The 16252-nt window shown below is 69.9% G+C and carries 14 protein-coding genes; 12 read left to right on the top strand and 2 right to left on the bottom strand.

Annotation, left to right across the window (positions count from 1 at the left end; genetic code table 11):
• Positions 1–162: LacI family DNA-binding transcriptional regulator (locus tag ACXJKF_RS21305; RefSeq protein WP_456789745.1), on the bottom strand; the 162-nt coding region annotated here is incomplete at its 3' end.
• Between the two features lie 207 nt (positions 163–369).
• Here ACXJKF_RS21305 and ACXJKF_RS21300 point away from each other — a divergent pair.
• The 5 genes from ACXJKF_RS21300 (at position 370) to ACXJKF_RS21280 (ending at position 8422) form a co-directional block, all read left to right on the top strand.
• Positions 370–1689 (top strand): ABC transporter substrate-binding protein, encoded by a 1320-nt coding sequence (locus ACXJKF_RS21300; protein WP_456789742.1) that lies wholly within the window; start codon positions 370–372, stop codon positions 1687–1689.
• Between the two features lie 74 nt (positions 1690–1763).
• Positions 1764–2648 (top strand): carbohydrate ABC transporter permease, encoded by an 885-nt coding sequence (locus ACXJKF_RS21295; RefSeq protein WP_456789741.1) that lies wholly within the window; start codon positions 1764–1766, stop codon positions 2646–2648.
• Between the two features lie 133 nt (positions 2649–2781).
• Positions 2782–3555, top strand: a complete 774-nt coding sequence (locus ACXJKF_RS21290) for a carbohydrate ABC transporter permease (protein WP_456789740.1) — start codon at positions 2782–2784, stop codon at positions 3553–3555.
• Complete coding sequence (locus tag ACXJKF_RS21285; protein WP_456789739.1) at positions 3552–6209, top strand: family 78 glycoside hydrolase catalytic domain; 2658 nt, start codon at positions 3552–3554, stop codon at positions 6207–6209. Before ACXJKF_RS21290 ends, ACXJKF_RS21285 begins: the two co-directional genes overlap by 4 nt.
• On the top strand, positions 6206–8422 hold the full coding sequence (locus ACXJKF_RS21280; protein ID WP_456789738.1) for a glycoside hydrolase family 3 C-terminal domain-containing protein: 2217 nt from the start codon (positions 6206–6208) through the stop codon (positions 8420–8422). Before ACXJKF_RS21285 ends, ACXJKF_RS21280 begins: the two co-directional genes overlap by 4 nt.
• Here ACXJKF_RS21280 and ACXJKF_RS21275 read toward each other — a convergent pair whose 3' ends face one another.
• Positions 8423–9205 carry an IclR family transcriptional regulator gene (locus ACXJKF_RS21275; protein ID WP_456789737.1) on the bottom strand — a complete coding sequence of 261 codons (783 nt, stop codon included), beginning with the start codon at positions 9203–9205 and terminating at the stop codon, positions 8423–8425.
• A 76-nt stretch (positions 9206–9281) separates the two neighbouring features.
• Here ACXJKF_RS21275 and ACXJKF_RS21270 point away from each other — a divergent pair, with 76 nt between their 5' ends.
• The 7 genes from ACXJKF_RS21270 to ACXJKF_RS21240 all read left to right on the top strand — a co-directional run bounded on the left by ACXJKF_RS21270 (position 9282) and on the right by ACXJKF_RS21240 (position 16250).
• Positions 9282–10523, top strand: a complete 1242-nt coding sequence (locus tag ACXJKF_RS21270; RefSeq protein WP_456789736.1) for an FAD-dependent oxidoreductase — start codon at positions 9282–9284, stop codon at positions 10521–10523.
• Between the two features lie 3 nt (positions 10524–10526).
• On the top strand, positions 10527–11450 hold the full coding sequence (locus tag ACXJKF_RS21265) for a fumarylacetoacetate hydrolase family protein (RefSeq protein WP_456789735.1): 924 nt from the start codon (positions 10527–10529) through the stop codon (positions 11448–11450).
• A 37-nt stretch (positions 11451–11487) separates the two neighbouring features.
• Positions 11488–12267 (top strand): CoA transferase subunit A, encoded by a 780-nt coding sequence (locus tag ACXJKF_RS21260; protein WP_456789734.1) that lies wholly within the window; start codon positions 11488–11490, stop codon positions 12265–12267.
• Positions 12251–12889 carry a 3-oxoacid CoA-transferase subunit B gene (locus tag ACXJKF_RS21255; protein WP_456789733.1) on the top strand — a complete coding sequence of 213 codons (639 nt, stop codon included), beginning with the start codon at positions 12251–12253 and terminating at the stop codon, positions 12887–12889. The genes ACXJKF_RS21260 and ACXJKF_RS21255 overlap by 17 nt, the downstream gene beginning before the upstream one ends.
• Positions 12890–13036: 147 nt before the next feature.
• A complete protein-coding gene (locus tag ACXJKF_RS21250) occupies positions 13037–14062 on the top strand; it encodes a VOC family protein (RefSeq protein WP_456789732.1) in 1026 nt (341 codons plus the stop codon).
• Positions 14062–15069 (top strand): fumarylacetoacetate hydrolase family protein, encoded by a 1008-nt coding sequence (locus ACXJKF_RS21245; protein ID WP_456789731.1) that lies wholly within the window; start codon positions 14062–14064, stop codon positions 15067–15069. Before ACXJKF_RS21250 ends, ACXJKF_RS21245 begins: the two co-directional genes overlap by 1 nt.
• A complete protein-coding gene (locus tag ACXJKF_RS21240; RefSeq protein ID WP_456789730.1) occupies positions 15066–16250 on the top strand; it encodes an acetyl-CoA C-acetyltransferase in 1185 nt (394 codons plus the stop codon). The genes ACXJKF_RS21245 and ACXJKF_RS21240 overlap by 4 nt, the downstream gene beginning before the upstream one ends.
• Positions 16251–16252 lie beyond the last annotated feature (2 nt).

Genomic DNA, 16252 nt, shown 5'->3' with positions numbered 1-16252 from the left:
CAACATCTCCATCGCTCGGACGACGCGCGCTCGCGTCTCCTCCGCCACGCGTTCTGGATGGTTCAGGACGTTGGACACCGTCGCCTGCGAGACACCGGCGAGGGAGGCGACGTCAGTGATGCCCGCACGCGACTCTGCGCTCGGGTGGTTGTTGCGGTGCACTACGTCCCCTTTTTCTAGGTCTCGATTGCATCACAATACCGTTTCTTGAAGCGCTGCAAGACAAGCGACATCACGGCCGTCTATGTCGGCTATTGGAACTTGTTCTAACGGGTACCTGTGCCTTGAAATGGGTTGGACGCTTGTCTACTGTCTCGCCCTGAAGCGCTTCAAAGCGCTGCAAGCAAAACATTTCAAGGAGGAAGTGTGATGTTGACGCGTGGACGTAAGCGCACCCAGGTCGCGTCATTCCTGGGTCTAGCAACCGCCGGTGCCCTGCTGCTCTCGGCATGCTCGGGCTCTACCCCGAGCGCCGGCCCGACCGGCGATGCGAACAAGGAGTTCACCTACCTGTCGTTCGCCGAGAACACCTCGATCAAGGACACGCTGACGACGCTGTCCACCGGCTCGTGCAGCACGGCCGACGGCGACGCCAAGCTGAAGATCGACAACAACCCGCAGGCCAACTACGACCAGGCGATCCAGCTGAAGGCCGGGCAGAACGACCTGCCGTCGCTCTTCGCGAGCGGCAACTCGCCCCAGATCGCGAAGGACATCGAGTCGTCCGGCACGCTGGTCGACATCTCTGCCGAGCTGTCCGACATGGGTCTCGACGACGCCATCATCCCGGCGGCACGATCCACCATCGAGGCGCTCTACGACGGCAAGGTCTACGTCCTGCCGACCGAGTTCAACGTCGAGGGCATCTGGTACAACAAGCAGCTCTTCGCCGACAACGGCATCGAGGTGCCCGCGACGTGGGACGACCTCGTCGCCGCCGCGGACACGCTGAGCGCAGCCGGCGTGCAGCCGTTCTCCGCCGACGGTGCGGACGGGTGGCCGCTGACGCGACTCGTCGGCAACTACATCTACCGGAGCCTCGGCCCGGACGCCCTGGCCAAGGTCGCCGACGGCAGTGCCAAGCTGACCGACTCGGCCTACGTCGAGGCGGCCCAGCAGGTGGCGGACCTCGGCGCGAAGGGCTACTTCGGTCCGTCCGTCGGATCGATCGACTACATGACGGCCGTCAACCAGTTCCTGTCCGGCGACGCCGCGATGTTCTACATGGGCAGCTGGGTCCTCGGGAACTTCAACGACCCCGAGGCGAACAAGATCGGCAACGACAACATCGGCTTCATGCCGTTCCCGGCTGTCGAGGGCGGCGCCGGCTCGGCCGACCAGCTCGCCGCGAACGTCGGCGTGCCGCTGGCGATGTCGCTGTTCCGGTACGACGACGGMAGCAAGCAGTGGCTCGAGTGCATCGCCAAGAACTTCGGTGCGCAGTCCCTCAAGGACCAGGGGGTCATCACCGGATTCAAGGTCGACGGTGACGTCGGCGAGGTGCCCGCGCTGACCCAGTCGGTGCAGGACCAGATCGCCAAGACCACCCAGACCGTCCTGTGGTTCGAGGCGCTGTTCCCGCCGAAGGCGTCGACGACGAGCCAGATGAACGCGTCTCTGCTGGTCACGGGCGGCATGGGCGCCCAGGAGTTCATGGACTCCGTCCAGGCAGACCTCGACGCAGGCTGAGCCCTGATCCGCCGGGCGCACCGATGCCGGTGCGCCCGGCGGACCACCGAAGAACAGAACTGAGAGACACCACGATGACGCACGTCCTAGGCGATCGCCGCGCGATCCTCCTGCTGCTGGCCCCGGCCCTGACGGTCTACTCCCTGATCATCCTCGTCCCGGTCCTCTGGTCCTTCGGGTACACCCTCTTCGAGGGCAACGCGATCACTGGGTTCGACTACGTCGGGCTGCAGAACTTCCAGCTGCTGTTCACCGACGCACACGTCCGAGAAGCCCTCTCGTTCACGGTGCGGTTCGCGATCGTCCTGACCATCGTGCAGGTGCTCCTCGGGTACGGGCTCGCGCTGCTCTACGTGTTCGTGCTGAAGCGGGCGTCCAACCTGGTCCGCACGCTGGCGTTCTTCCCGATCGTCCTGCCGACGGTCGCCGTCGGCCTGCTGTTCCAGCAGCTGTTCGAGTCCGCCCCGCGGACGGGTCCCGTGAACGGCCTTCTCAACGCGTTCGGGATCGAGAGCGTCGACTGGTTCGGGTCGAGCACGTCAGCCTTCTGGGTCCTCATCCTGATGGAGTCCTGGCGCTCGATGGGCTTCTACGCCGTGCTCCTCTATGCCGGCCTGGTCGACATCCCCGAGGACCTGCTCGAAGCCGCACGCCTTGACGGGGCGAACGGGCTCCGCCTCGTGCGCTCCGTGGTGCTGCCACTGTCGCTGCCCGTGCTGCTCTCCGCCGTCATCTTCAGCATCAACGGGACCTTGAAGGTCTTCGACTCGGTGATCGCGCTCACCAACGGCGGACCGGGGAGCACGACGACGCCGCTGACCCTCTACATGTTCCAGACGTCGTTCTCGTACGGCCAGTACGGCTACGGCAGCTCGATCGCCCTGCTGCTGACGGCGCTCTGCCTCGTCGTCACGCTGTTCATCTTCCGCTCCGCACGCCGCGACCTGACGAAGGCCTGAGTCCATGTCCCTCGCTACCACTCCCACGACGAGGGCGCTCGGCGCGCCCGTCCCCACCAAGCCGCGCATCGAACGGCGCCGGCGCGGAAGGTCGATCGGAACCAGCATCCTGACCGCTGCGCTCCTGATCGCCGTGGTGTTCCCGCTCGTCTGGCTGGTTCTTGGATCGCTGAAGACGCAGTCGGAGTTCTTGAACAACCCGGCGTTCGCCCTGCCCGAGAACTGGCTCAACTTCGAGAACTACACGCGCGCCATCACCGAGGGAAATCTCGGCACCTACGCCCGCAACTCCGTGCTCGCCGTCATTCCGTCGCTGTTCCTCACCATCATCCTCGGAGTGGCCGCAGGCTTCGCCCTCGAGGTGATGGTCTGGAAAGGTCGCGGCACCGTTCTCCTTCTGTTCCTTGCCGGAATCATGATTCCGGGACAGATGATCCTCCTGCCCCTCTTCACGATCTATTTCCGGGCGGGCCTGACGGGGTCGCTGTGGCCCCTGATCATCACCTACACGGCCATCGGCCTGCCGCTGACCGTGTTCATGATGGCGACCTACTTCCGCAGCGTCCCCCGGGAGGTCTTCGAGGCCGCGACCTTGGACGGTGCGAGCGTCCTGCGCATGTTCTTCGTGGTCGCCGTGCCGCTCGTCCGCAACGCGATCTTCACCGTTGCCCTCGTGCAGTTCTTCTTCATCTGGAACGACCTGCTCATCGCGCTGACGTTCGTCAACAGTGACGAGCTGCGCACCATCCAGGTGGGCCTGCTCAGCTTCCAGGGACAGTTCGGTCAGGTGGAGTACGGGCCGACCATGGCCGCGATCTGCCTGAACGTGTTCGGCACGCTCCTGGTCTACCTCTTCCTGAACCAGCGGATGATGACCGGCCTGACCGCCGGTTCGGTGAAGGGGTGACCGCCAAGGTCGTCGACGTCCGCTTCGAGCACCTGGACCGCGCTGTCGGCATCACCGAGGCGGCGCCCCGGATGAGCTGGCGCGTGGCGGGCGGGCCGCGAGGTGCTCGGCCGGTCGCCTACGAGGTCGAGGTGGCTCGGGACCACGGAGCGGCGCTGCGGACGCGCATCGACAGTCCCGAGTCCGTCCTCGTCAGGTGGCCGGTGCTTCCGCTGCAGCCCCGGGAGCGGGCGGTGGTCCGCATCCGCTCGTGGTTCGACAACGCGGAGCCGACCGCCTGGTCCGAGCCGACCACAGTCGAGCGAGGGCTCGCCGCAGCCGACTGGGCCGTCGACTTCGTGTCGCCGTCGACGTCCGCACCCACCACCGGTCCGCGGCCGGCATATCTGCTGCGAGCCGAGTTCGACGTGCCGGCAACCGTCCGACGAGCGCGCGCGTATGTCGCTGCCCACGGTGTCTACGACCTCGAGGTGAACGGTTCCCCGGCGGACGACTCCGTGCTGTCACCGGGCTGGACCAGCTTTCGCCATCGGCTCCGCACCCAGACCTTCCCGCTCGACGGCCTGCTGGACACGGGGCGCAACGTGCTCGGCATCTGGCTCGCCGACGGGTGGTATCGCGGTCGCCTCGGGTTCAACGGCGGACTGTGGGACGTCTACGGGGACGACGTCGCCGTCATGGTGCAGCTGGAGCTGGTGCACGACGACGGACGGGTCGAGCTCGTCCCGCTCGAGTGGCGGACGAAGGAGTCGGCGATCACGTCGACCGGCCTCTACGAGGGCGAGTCGTGCGACGCCCGCCGGTTCCGACCGGGATGGGCCAGCGCCGGGTACGACACCACGAGCTGGGCGAGAGCGGTCGTCCTGCCACGAACCGCCTTCTCGGCGGCGCTCGAGGGACCGACCGGGCCGCCGATGCGCGTGGTCGAGGAGCTCAGGCCCACGATCGTCCAGCGTCGTCCCCATGGACGTGTCCGGCTGGACTTCGGTCAGAACATCTCCGGTCGCGTCCGTCTGACCGCGACCGGTCCCCGCCACCACGAGCTCACGATCCGGCACGCGGAGGTCCTCGAGGCCGACGAGCTGTGCGTGCGACCGCTGAGGACCGCGGCGTCGGTCGACCGGTACACGTTCGCGGGCGGGGGACCGGAGACGTGGGAGCCCCGGTTCACCGTGCACGGCTTCCGCTACGTCGAGATCGACGGCTGGCCGGCGGGGCAGGAGGTCGACGTCGTCGCGCGCGTCATCCACTCCGACATGCGCCGAGCCGGGTGGTTCAGCAGCTCGAACGTGCTGCTCGACCAGTTCCACGACAACGTCGTGTGGAGCATGCGGGACAACTTCGTCGACCTGCCCACAGACTGCCCCCAGCGCGACGAGCGCCTGGGCTGGACCGGTGACATCCAGGCCTTCGCGCCCGCGGCGACGTTCCTCTACGAGAGCACCGGTGTGCTGCGCAACTGGTTGCGGGACCTTGCCGCGGAGCAGCGGGAGTTCGGTTCGGTGCGGAACTTCCACCCGTGGCTGGACTGCGGGTTCCCCGCTGACCCGGCCGCCGGGTGGGGCGACGCGGCGGTGCTGGTGCCGTGGACGATCTACGAGCGCACCGGGGACCGTGCGCTGCTCCACGAGCAGCTGCCGAGCATGGCGGCGTGGGTGGACCAGGTCGACGAGCTCACCGGTGGCACCGGCCTGTGGGCCCACGGGTTCCAGCTCGGGGACTGGCTGGACCCGCAAGCACCCCCGGACCGGCCGGGGGACTCCGCGACGGACGCCTACCTCGTCGCCAGCGCGTACCACGCCCACACGGCGGCCATCACAGCGCGCGCGTGTGCCGTGCTCGGGATGCACGGCCTCGCCGAGCGCTACGAGGCCGTCGCGGAGCGGGCGCGCCGCGCCTTCCGGGACGAGTTCGTCACCCCGTCCGGTCGGGTGGTGAGCGACACGGTGACGGCGCTGTCGCTCGCACTCTGCTTCGACCTGCTGCCGAGGCCCGAGCAGCGCGTCATCGCCGGTCGACGGCTGGCCGAGCTCGTCCGAGAAGGTGACCACCTCATCCAGACGGGGTTCATCGGGACACCGCTCGTCTGCGACGCGCTCGTGGCGACGGGCTCCGTGGACACGGCGTACCACCTGCTCCTGCAGACCAGGTGCCCGTCGTGGCTGTTCCCCGTCACGATGGGAGCCACCACGGTCTGGGAACGGTGGGACAGCATGCTCCCCGACGGGAGCATCAACCCCGGCGAGATGACCTCGTTCAACCACTACGCGCTCGGGGCGGTCGTCGACTTCCTCCACCGCGTCGTGGCCGGCCTCAGCCCCGCCGAGCCCGGATACCGGCGGGTCACGATCGCTCCGTTCCCGGGCGGGGGACTGACGCACGCGTCGGCCGCCCACCTGTCGCCCTACGGGCTCGTCCGGTGCTCGTGGCGGCGAACCGGCACCGACCTCCGTGTCGAGGTCGACCTGCCGGTCGGCGTCGAGGCGGACGTGCGGCTGCCGGGTTCCGACCAGGTGCTCCGCGTGGGAGGKGGGACGCACACGTTCCACGCGCCGTTCCGTGCTGCGCAGGACGACCCGCCGATGCCCCGCCTCTGGAACGTCCACAGCCCCGAGGACCGCGTCGAGATGGCGCAGCAGGGAGTCGAGGCATGACCACGAACGCTGTGGGTGGCGACCTCGCCAGGCACGCGGTCCTGCTCAGCGGTGCCGACATGTCGCGCACCCGAGCGGCCGAGGGCGGTGTCCCGGCACTGACCCTGAGCGACGGGCCGAACGGGCTGGCGATGAACCTGCCCGACTGGTCGGGGAAGGTTCCGGCGACCTGCTTCCCGGCTCCGGCGGCGCTCGCCGCGACCTGGGACGTGCACCTCGTCGGCGAGGTCGCGGCGGCGATCGGTCGTGAGGCGCGCGCGGCGGGAGCGGACGTCCTGCTCGGGCCCAGCATCAACATCAAGCGGTCACCGCTCGGCGGTCGCGGCTTCGAGTACTACTCCGAGGACCCGTTCCTGACCGGCCGGATCGGCGCTGCGTTCGTCGCCGGGGTCCAGTCCACCGGAGTCGGCGCCTGCGTCAAGCACTTCGCCGTGAACAGCCAGGAGACGGACCGCATGCGCGTGAGCGCGGAGCTCAGCGAGCGGGCTCTGCGGGAGATCTATCTCGCGGCCTTCGAGCACGTCGTCACGCAGGCGGTGCCGGCGATGATCATGGCCTCGTACAACCGGGTCAACGGCACCTACGTCACCCAGGACCCGCGCCTCCTGACCGACATCCTGCGAGGCGAGTGGGGGTTCGACGGTGCCGTCGTCTCCGACTGGGGCGCCGTCGACGACCGCATCGAGGCGCTCCGGGCAGGCCTCGACCTCGAGATGCCCGGGCCGGGGGAGGGATCGCTGCGACGGATCCTCGCTGCGGTCGAGCGCGACGAGCTCGACGCGTCGGTCGTCATCGAGGCGGCCGACCGGCTGCGACGGGTCGCCACTGCCTGGGGCGCGCGTCCCGCGGCCGCACTGGATCACGAGGAGCACCACCGCCTTGCCGTGGCGGCGTCCGCCGCGTCGGTGGTGCTGCTCCGCAACGACGGGGTGCTTCCGCTCAGCCCGACCGGAGGGCAGGTCGCCGTCATCGGCCAGCTGGCGCTCGACCCGCACATCCAGGGCGGCGGCAGCGCGAGCGCGTCCCCGACGCGGATCGACACCCCGCTCGAAGGGCTTCGAGCGCTCCTGGAGCGCCCGGTGGTCTTCGCGCCCGGCTACGGGGCAGACGCGGATGGCGGGGGTTCCCTCGTCGACGAGGCCGTCCGCACGGCCGGCGAGTCCGAGGCCGTCGTCGTCTTCCTCGGGCCGGGGGAGGGTGCGGAGTCCGAGGGGTACGACCGGACCTCGCTCGAGCTGCCGGCCGAGCAGCTCGACCTGCTGGCGAGGATCATCGAGGTGAACCGCCGGACCGTCGTCGTGCTCGTCAACGGGGGCATCGTCCTGACGGCACCGTGGTCCGACGGCGTGGCCGCACTCGTCGAGGGCTGGCTCCCAGGTCAGGGCGGGGGCACGGCCCTTGCGCAGGTGCTGACCGGGCTGGTGAACCCCTCCGGCCGGCTCGCGGAGACGATCCCGCTGCGCCTGGCGGACACGCCCGCGTTCCCGTCGTTCCCGGGGCACGGGGGACGCGTGTTCCACGGCGAAGGGATCTTCGTCGGGTATCGCGGCTACGACCGTGCCGAACGGGAGGTCGCCTTCCCGTTCGGACACGGCCTCAGCTACACCGAGTTCGCGTACGAGGACGTCGTCGTGGTCGATGACGGGGCGCAGACCGGGGACGCGACCGTCGAGCTCACGGTGCGCAACGTCGGACCGGTCCCGGGGGCGGAGGTCTGGCAGGTCTACCTCAGGCCCCAGGACTGCGACGACGACAGGCCCGTGCGCACCCTCGCCGCGTTCGGCAAGGTCCAGATCGCCCCGGGTGCGTCGGCGCGGGTCACCGCGTCGATCACTGCGCGTGCCTTCGCCCGCTGGGACGACCGACGGGACGGTTGGGTCGTCGACGCCGGCACGTACGCCATCGATGTGGGTGCGTCCTCGCGGGACATCCGCGCGGCGACCACCGTGTCGCGTGCCGCTTCCGGGCCGCGGACGATCCTCGGTGAGCACTCGACGCTCCGTGAGTGGGTGACGGACCCGAGCGTCGGACCGTCTTTCGTCCGGGTGGCGCACGACGCGGACCCCTCCGGCGCGACCACAGGATTTCTGGGGAACCCGACGATCCTGACGATGCTCGGCGACCTGCCGATCGAACGACTCTTCGACGACCCGTCGACGGCGCTCGGTCCGGACCTCCTGAGGAGTGCCCTGCAGCAGGCCGACGATCGCTGATCAGTCCGCCACGACCAGGCGGCCGTCACGTCCGCGTGCGATGTCCTCCTCGATGTCCCGACGCGTCGCACGCGCGTGCAGCACGAGCTCGTCGCGGCGACGCGTGGTGAAGCGGCTCTGCGGCATCGAGATGCTGAAGGCCGCGACACCAGCGCCCGTGCGGTCGTGCAGCGCTAGGCCGATGGCGCTCACCTGCGGCTCGGTGAACGCCAGGTTCAGCGCGTAGCCATGACGTCGAGCCCGGGCGACCTCGCGCTCCACCGTGGGCCACCACTCCGGGGGCGCCGAGTGCCGCAGCACCTCGAGCTCGGCGGAAGACGCCTCGGCGAGCAGGGCCAGGCCACCGGACGCCTCCAGGCTGGACATGACGGCACCTTGTCGGTCCGCGGTCCGGAGCGTCTCGCTGCCCTCGACGGTCTGGATGAAGCGCACGTGCGCTCCCGTCCGGATCATCAGGTTGACGGACTCGCCGCACCGGCGGGCCAGCAGCTCGAGGTGCGGCCGGCACGTCGAGCGCAGCTGCGCCACGACCTCGGCCTGCGCGGTCCCGGAGGCGATCCCCGGTCCGGGGGCGTACGCCTTGTCGGCGCTCTGCACGGCGAACCCGCGGTACACCAGCATCGCCAGCAGCCGGTGCGCCGTAGAGCGTGACACGTCGATGCGCGTGGCTGCGTCGGTGAGCCGGACCGGCCCCTCGTCGCGAAGCATCTGGAGCAGACGCAGGGCGTTGTCCACGGACTCGATCACGTATGCCGGCGGCTCTTGGAGCGGGGTGTTCTGCACAGCAGAAACCTATTGCATCCAGCAGACCTCGGATCAAGGGTGATCCGCACCGGTTCAACGAGGAACGGACGGTTACATGGACAAGGAACGACGAGTGCTCGTCGTGGGCGGCGGCATCGCCGGCCTCGCGGCGAGCCTGACGCTCTCGAGGGCGGGCGCGGAGGTCACCGTCGTCGAGCAGGCCCCCGAGTTCGCGGAGGTGGGGGCTGGCCTGCAGCTCGGGCCCAACGCGACCCGGCTGCTCGAGTCGTGGGGTCTGCTGGACGAGGTTCGGACGACCGCCGTGGCACCCCACGCCCTCGTCATGCGTGACGTCGCGACCGACCGGGTCCTGGCCCGACAGGATCTCGGCGGGCCGTTCCTCCAGCGGTACGGGGCTCCGTACCTGGTCACGCACCGCACAGACCTGCACTCCGTGCTGCTCGACGCCGCTCGGGCCGCAGGGGTTGAGCTCGTTCCGGCCACGCGCGTCGACGACATCGTCCAGGAGGACCACCAGGTGGTTGCGGTTGCCAGTGATGGGCGGCAGATCCCGTCCGCCGCGGTGATCGCAGCAGACGGGCTCAACTCCGCGCAGCGTGCCTGGCTGGTCGGCGACGAGCCCCAGCCGTCCGGCTACGTCGCCTACCGAGGGACCGTGCCCATCGAGCAGGTTCCCGGAGCGCACGGACTCCAGGACGTCGTGTGCTGGGTCGGACCCGGGTGCCACATCGTTCGCTACCCCCTGCGCGGCGGAGAGCTCCTCAACCAGGTCGCCGTGTTCCACGCGCCCCGCGCGACGACCGACCGTGTTGCGGTCGGTGACCCGCAGGAAGTGGCGAGCGCCTTCGCGATGGCGCACCCCGACGTGCTCGCCGGGCTCGAGTTCGTGAGCACCGAGCGTTGCTGGCCGCTCGCCGATCGGCTGCCCACGACGACCTGGGTCGACCGTCGGATCCTGCTGCTCGGCGACGCGGCGCACCCGATGTTCCAGTACCTCGCCCAGGGTGCCTGCCAGGCCCTCGAGGATGCTGCCGTCCTCGGAGACGTCGTCGCCGCCGCGCGGCCCTGGCGCGACGACTCCTGGCACGGCGTGCTGCGTGACGTCGCGAGTCGTCGCGAACCTCGCACGTCGCGCGTCCAGACCAGGGCGCGCGCGTTCGGAGAGGTCTGCCACGTCGAGGGCATCGGCGCAGTCCTGCGCGACACCTACCTGCAGAGCAGGAAGGGCCACTTCTTCGACGAGCTGGACTGGCTCTACCTCGCCCCCGACAGCCAGGGCGAGCCGACGACCGACCGAGAGCTCGCGCACGTCGACGCGGCTCCCAGCGAGAGGTGAGAGATGCGCATCGCGCGTGTGGCCGAAGACAGGATCGCCGTCCGCGGCGACGGCGGATGGTGGGACGTGACGGACCAGCTCGGGCTCACGGGACACGGTGATCCCGTGCGGGCCGTGATCGAGAGCGGGACGGACCTGCACGGGCTCGACCTGAGTCGTGGCCTGTTCGTCGCGGACGCGGACGTCGCACTGAGCGCGCCGATCGCTCGCCCGTCGAAGATCGTGGGCGCTCCGGTGAACTATCGCGACCACCAGGTGGAGATGGAGGAGCAGAAGTCCATCGCCGACTACGGCGTCTTTCTGAAGGCGCCGTCGTCGGTCATCGGCCCGGGTCAGGACATCGAGCTGCCCTACTCCGACCAGCGCACCGACCAGGAGGGCGAGCTCGGTGTCGTCATCGGACGGCGTGCCTACCGGGTCGGACCCGCCGACGCGCTCGACCACGTGTTCGGGTACGTGCCGGTGCTGGACATCACGGTCCGCTCGGGCGAGGACCGGTCGACGCGGAAGTCGTTCGACACGTTCACCCCGGTCGGCCCCTACATCACCACCCGCGACGAGGTCCCTGATCCGTCTGCCCTCGAGCTGCGCTGCTGGGTCGACGGTGCACTTCGTCAGTCCGTCTCCACCGCGGACCTGATCTTCGACGTCCCGACGCTCATCAGCTACGCGAGCCACGTCATGACGCTCGAGCCTGGCGACATCATCGCGACGGGAACTCCCGCGGGAGTCGGAGCTCTCACCGACGGCGGCTCGGTGGTCGTGGAGATCTCCGGACTCGGCAGGCTCGAGGTCGGCGTGACGGCGCGCGGCAGCATCCCGTACGCGCACCGGCCGGGCGCGCCGGGAGCACCCGCGCCCCAGGGCGCGAGCGGGCACTGGGCGCACCACCTCGCGGGTCTGTGGTTCCAGGGGGACCGGGCATGAGCACAGCGCCCGCTGCGAACCGAGAACGGAGGACGCGGTGGACAAGGTGATCGCCGACGCGGGGACGGCGGTGCGCGGTATCGGGCACGGAGCCAGCGTCGCCGTCGGGGGATTCGGGCTCTGCGGGATCCCGAGCGTGCTCATCCGCGCGGTTCTACGCCGCGGATCAACCGGCCTGCGGATCGTGTCGAACAACTGCGGGGTCGACGGGGCCGGGCTCGGCCTCCTCCTCGAGGCCGGCCAGATCGTCCGCATCACAGCCTCGTACGTCGGCGAGAACAAGGAGTTCGCTCGCCAGTACCTGGCGGGGGAGCTCGAGGTCGAGCTCACGCCGCAGGGCACGCTCGCAGAACGGCTGCGCGCTGGTGGTGCGGGAATCGGCGCCTTCTACACCCCGACCGGAGTCGGCACCCAGATCGCCGAAGGCGGCCTGCCGTGGAGGTTCGACGTCGACGGCAACGTCTCGACGGCTTCGCCCGTCAAGGAGGTCCGCACGTTCGCGGGCCGGCCGATGGTGCTGGAGGAGGCGATCACCACCGACTACGCCCTCGTTCGCGCGGCGCGGGCGGATCGGCACGGCAACGCCGTGTTCCATGCGGCCGCGCGGAACTTCAACCCGATCGTCGCCCAGGCCGGTCGCGTCACGATCCTGGAGGCCGAAGAGCTCGTCGAGGTCGGCACGCTCGACCCTGACGAGATCCATCTCCCGGGGATCTACGTGCAGCACGTCGTGCCCCTGAGCCCGACGGAGGCCAGGGACAAGGCCATCGAGCGGATCACGGTCCGGGCGGGGGTGGACCGTGCCTCTGAACCGTGACGAGCTGGCGGCCCGCGCCGCGGCCGAGCTCCGCGACGGCCAGTACGTGAACCTGGGGATCGGCCTCCCGACGCTCATCCCGGACCACCTGCCGCCGGGCGCGAGCATCGTCCTGCAGTCGGAGAACGGCATCCTCGGGGTCGGGCCGTATCCGGAACGCGACGCCGTGGACGCCGACGTGATCAACGCGGGCAAGGAGACCGTCACGGTGCGCCCGGGAGCGTCGTACTTCGACTCCGCCACCAGCTTCGCGATGATCCGCGGTGGGCACGTCGACGTCGCGGTTCTCGGCGCGATGCAGGTCAGCTCAGCGGGTGACCTGGCGAACTGGATGGTGCCGGGCAAGCTGGTCAAGGGCATGGGGGGCGCCATGGACCTCGTGCACGGCGCACGTCGCGTGCTCGTCGTCATGGAGCACGTCACCCGGGACGGTGCACCGAAGCTCGTGCACGCCTGCACTCTGCCGTTGACCGGACGTGGCGTCGTGCACCGGGTGATCACCGACCTGGCGGTGCTCGACGTCGCCGGCGACCATCTCGCGGTCGTGGAGCTCGCTCCGGGGGTTACCTGGCACGACGTCGTCGACGCCACAGAGGCGGAGCTGCGCGACGCGCGGGCATAGGCCTACCCGATGCCCGGCATCGGTGATCTCGTCTTCTCGACGGGCCACCGAGCCGGGCATCGTCATCTCGTCGCACATCGCCGTGCGCCGTCGCACTGGGGTCGGTCCCGTGGTGAACCAGCTCCGACCCGAATGAAAGGACCTGCCGTGTTCCAGCTCCTGTYGCACCTCGCCCACCTCGAGGTCACCTCGCCAGACGTCGAGGAGTCCGTCGCCTTCTACGTGAACGGGTTCGGTCTGCGCGTCGTCGACCGGGACGCGGACGGGTCGGTCTACCTGCGCTGCTGGGGCGACCACTACGCCTACAGCCTCGTCGTCTCGCCCGGGGACCAGCCGTCCGTGAAGAACATGGCGTGGCGGACATCGAGCCCGGAAGCCCTCGACGAGGCCGCCCTGCGGATCGAGGCCGCCGGGGTCGTCGGTCAGTGGCGCGACGGCCGCCGCGGGCACGGCCGGTCCTACCAGTTCACCGGCCCGTACGGGCACACGATGGAGCTCTTCTGGGAGATCCCGAAGTATCACGCGACCGACGAGAACGCCTCGATCTTCCCGGACCGCCCCGAGAAGCGGTCCAGCCACGCGGCGGCACCTCGCTTCCTCGACCACGTGACCGTCGCGGCATCGGACGTCCGGGGATTCTGCGAGTGGTACAACCGCGTGCTGGACTTCCGCATCATGGCCTACACGGTCCTCGACGAGGTTCCCGTCACGGTCTTCGGTGTGCTGACGACCAACGAGAAGTCGCACGACCTCGGCGTGGTGCTGGACTCGTCGAGCATCCCCGGCCGGGTCAACCACATCGCCTTCTGGACCGACTCCGACACAGAGCTCGTCCGCACGGCCGACGTCCTGATGGAGAACGGCGTCGAGATCGAGTACGGCCCGTCCATCCACGGGATCGGCGAGCAGACGTTCCTGTACTTCCGCGAGCCGTCGCGGCTGCGCGTGGAGCTCAACTCGGGTGGCTACCGGAACTACGTCCCGGACTGGACGCCCAACGACTGGACGCCGTCGACCGGGTCCAACAGCATCTACCGCAACTCGGCCATGCCGATGTCGATGACCGAGTCGTTCCCGCACGACCCGGGGCACCCGACCGCCACGGAGGAGGGTGTGCTGCCCGGCACCGAGGACGCGCTCCTGAACCCGTACGCCGCGCACGGCCGCGGCTGATGAAGCTGGCCGCCTACCGGTACGCGGGTGCGCAGTTCGCCGGGGTCGTCGTCGGCGACCCCGGCGACGAGGTCGTCCACGCGCTGCCCCCTGGGGCGACGGTCCTGGCCGTCGCCAGCGCGGGCGGCGAGGCGGCGGAGGACGCCGCGCGCTGGGCACGGTCCAGCTCCGCGGCCGTACCCGTCGCCGATGTCCGGCTGCTCCCGCCCGTGCGACCGTCGTCGATCCGCGACTTCGTGGCCTTCGAGGAGCACGTCGACGGTGTCGTCCGCAGCGTCTCGGGCGGAGCCGGGGTACCCGACGAGTGGTACGCAGCTCCGGCGTTCTACTTCGGCAACCCGCACAGCGTCGTGGGCGCGCGGGACGAGGTCGAGATCCCGCCAGGGTGCGAGGCGTTCGACTTCGAGCTGGAGATCGCCGCGGTGGTGGGCAGCCATGGTCGCGACCTCGACCCTCGCCGCGCACGCGACCACATCGTCGGCTACACCATCCTCAACGACTGGTCGGCGCGCGACCTGCAGGCCGTCGAGATGAAGGTGGGCCTGGGGCCGGCGAAGGGCAAGGACTCCGCGGCCACGCTGGGCCCATGGCTGGTGACGACCGACGAGCTGGAGGACTTCCGCGACGACGACGGGTACCTCGCGCTGCAGATGCGGTCCTGGGTCAACGACGTGCTGATCGGCCGCGATCTGTCCTCCAACGCCTCCTGGACGTTCGAGGAGCTGCTCGCTCACGCCTCACGGGGGTCGTGGGTCGGCGAAGGAGATGTCCTGGGCTCAGGCACGTGCGGGAACGGTGGTTGCCTCGCGGAGCTCTGGGGGCTGGCCGGCGTTCAGGATCCTCGCCCTCTGCGGGCGGGTGATGTCGTCCGGCTCGAGGTGGAAGGCCTCGGAACCGTCGAGAACCAGGTCGTCGACCGGCCCGCCGGGGCACCAGGTCGCGCTGTCGGGGGAGCCCGGATCCGCAACCGCGACCGGTCTCGCCCGCGAGCGGACCAGCTGACATGAGGAGCATCGACACCACGCCGGTGATCCTCGCGGGAGCCCGCACCCCGTTCGGGCGATTCCGGGGCGGGCTCGCAGCGCTGTCCGCGCCGCAGCTGGGGGCGATCGCGATCCGCGCCGCGCTCGACCGCGCGGGCGTCCGGGTGGACGACGTCGACGCCTTGATCATGGGCCAGGTCATCCAGGCGGCGACTGGCCAGGGTCCGGCGCGTCAGGCGGGGATCGCGGCAGGACTGCCGTGGAGCACGCCGGCCGTCACCATCAACAAGATCTGCCTGTCCGGTCTCACCGCCGTGATCGACGCAGCGCGCCTGGTGCGCTCCGGTGAGGCAGAAGTCGTCGTCGCCGGCGGACAGGAGTCGATGTCGAACGCGCCGCACGCGCTGCCCGGATCGCGTCGCGGGCTCCCGTACGGCGACGTGCCCCTGATCGACACGCTCGGAGACGGGCTCACGGATCCGTTCACCGGCAGCTCCATGGGGGTGCTGACCGATGAGGGGAACCGTGCACTGCGCATCGAGCGGAGCGCTCAGGACGCGATCGCGGCACGCTCTCACGCCCGCGCCACGAGCAACCGTGACCAGCACGCGGCTGAGATCGTGCCGGTCGAGGTTCGAGGACCACGATCGACGAGCACGACTGTCGACCGGGACGAGGGTGTCCGACCCGACAGCACGGTCGAGGAGCTAGGACGGCTCCGACCCGCCTTCGCTTCCGACGGCACCGTCACGGCCGGTTCGGCGAGCCCGCTGTCCGACGGCGCCGCCGCACTCGTCATCGCCAGCAAGAGCTACGCGCAGCGCCACCAGCTGCCGTGGCTGGCGGAGATCGGGTCTCACGGCCAGGTGGGCGGCCCCGACCAGTCACTGCACCTGCAACCCGCCCGAGCCATCCGCGTGGCTCTTGACCGGGCGCGAGCGAGTGTGGCGGACCTCGATGTCATCGAGATCAACGAGGCTTTCGCCTCCGTCGTGCTCGCGTCTGCGGCCGAGCTGGGGATCGCCTCCGAGCGGGTCAACGCTGACGGGGGAGCCATCGCGATCGGTCACCCGATCGGCGCGTCGGGTGCTCGGCTCGCGCTGCACGCGGCCCATGTCCTGTCACGGCGTGGCACCGGGACAGCCGCGGTCGCCCTGTGCGGTGGTGGTGGACAGGGTGAAGCGCTCCTCCTGCACGCCCGATGACG

Source organism: Cellulomonas sp. P5_C5 (genome assembly GCF_054049655.1).
This window is presented reverse-complemented; position numbering and strand designations above follow the sequence as displayed.

Excerpts from the sequence above, each read along its gene's own strand:
- ACXJKF_RS21265 (WP_456789735.1), top strand. The coding sequence starts at position 10,527 with ATGCGCATCGCGCGTGTGGCCGAAGACAGGATCGCCGTCCGCGGCGAC.
- ACXJKF_RS21280 (WP_456789738.1), top strand. The coding sequence starts at position 6,206 with ATGACCACGAACGCTGTGGGTGGCGACCTCGCCAGGCACGCGGTCCTG.
- ACXJKF_RS21245 (WP_456789731.1), top strand. The coding sequence starts at position 14,062 with ATGAAGCTGGCCGCCTACCGGTACGCGGGTGCGCAGTTCGCCGGGGTC.
- ACXJKF_RS21240 (WP_456789730.1), top strand. The coding sequence starts at position 15,066 with ATGAGGAGCATCGACACCACGCCGGTGATCCTCGCGGGAGCCCGCACC.
- ACXJKF_RS21270 (WP_456789736.1), top strand. The coding sequence starts at position 9,282 with ATGGACAAGGAACGACGAGTGCTCGTCGTGGGCGGCGGCATCGCCGGC.
- ACXJKF_RS21295 (WP_456789741.1), top strand. The coding sequence starts at position 1,764 with ATGACGCACGTCCTAGGCGATCGCCGCGCGATCCTCCTGCTGCTGGCC.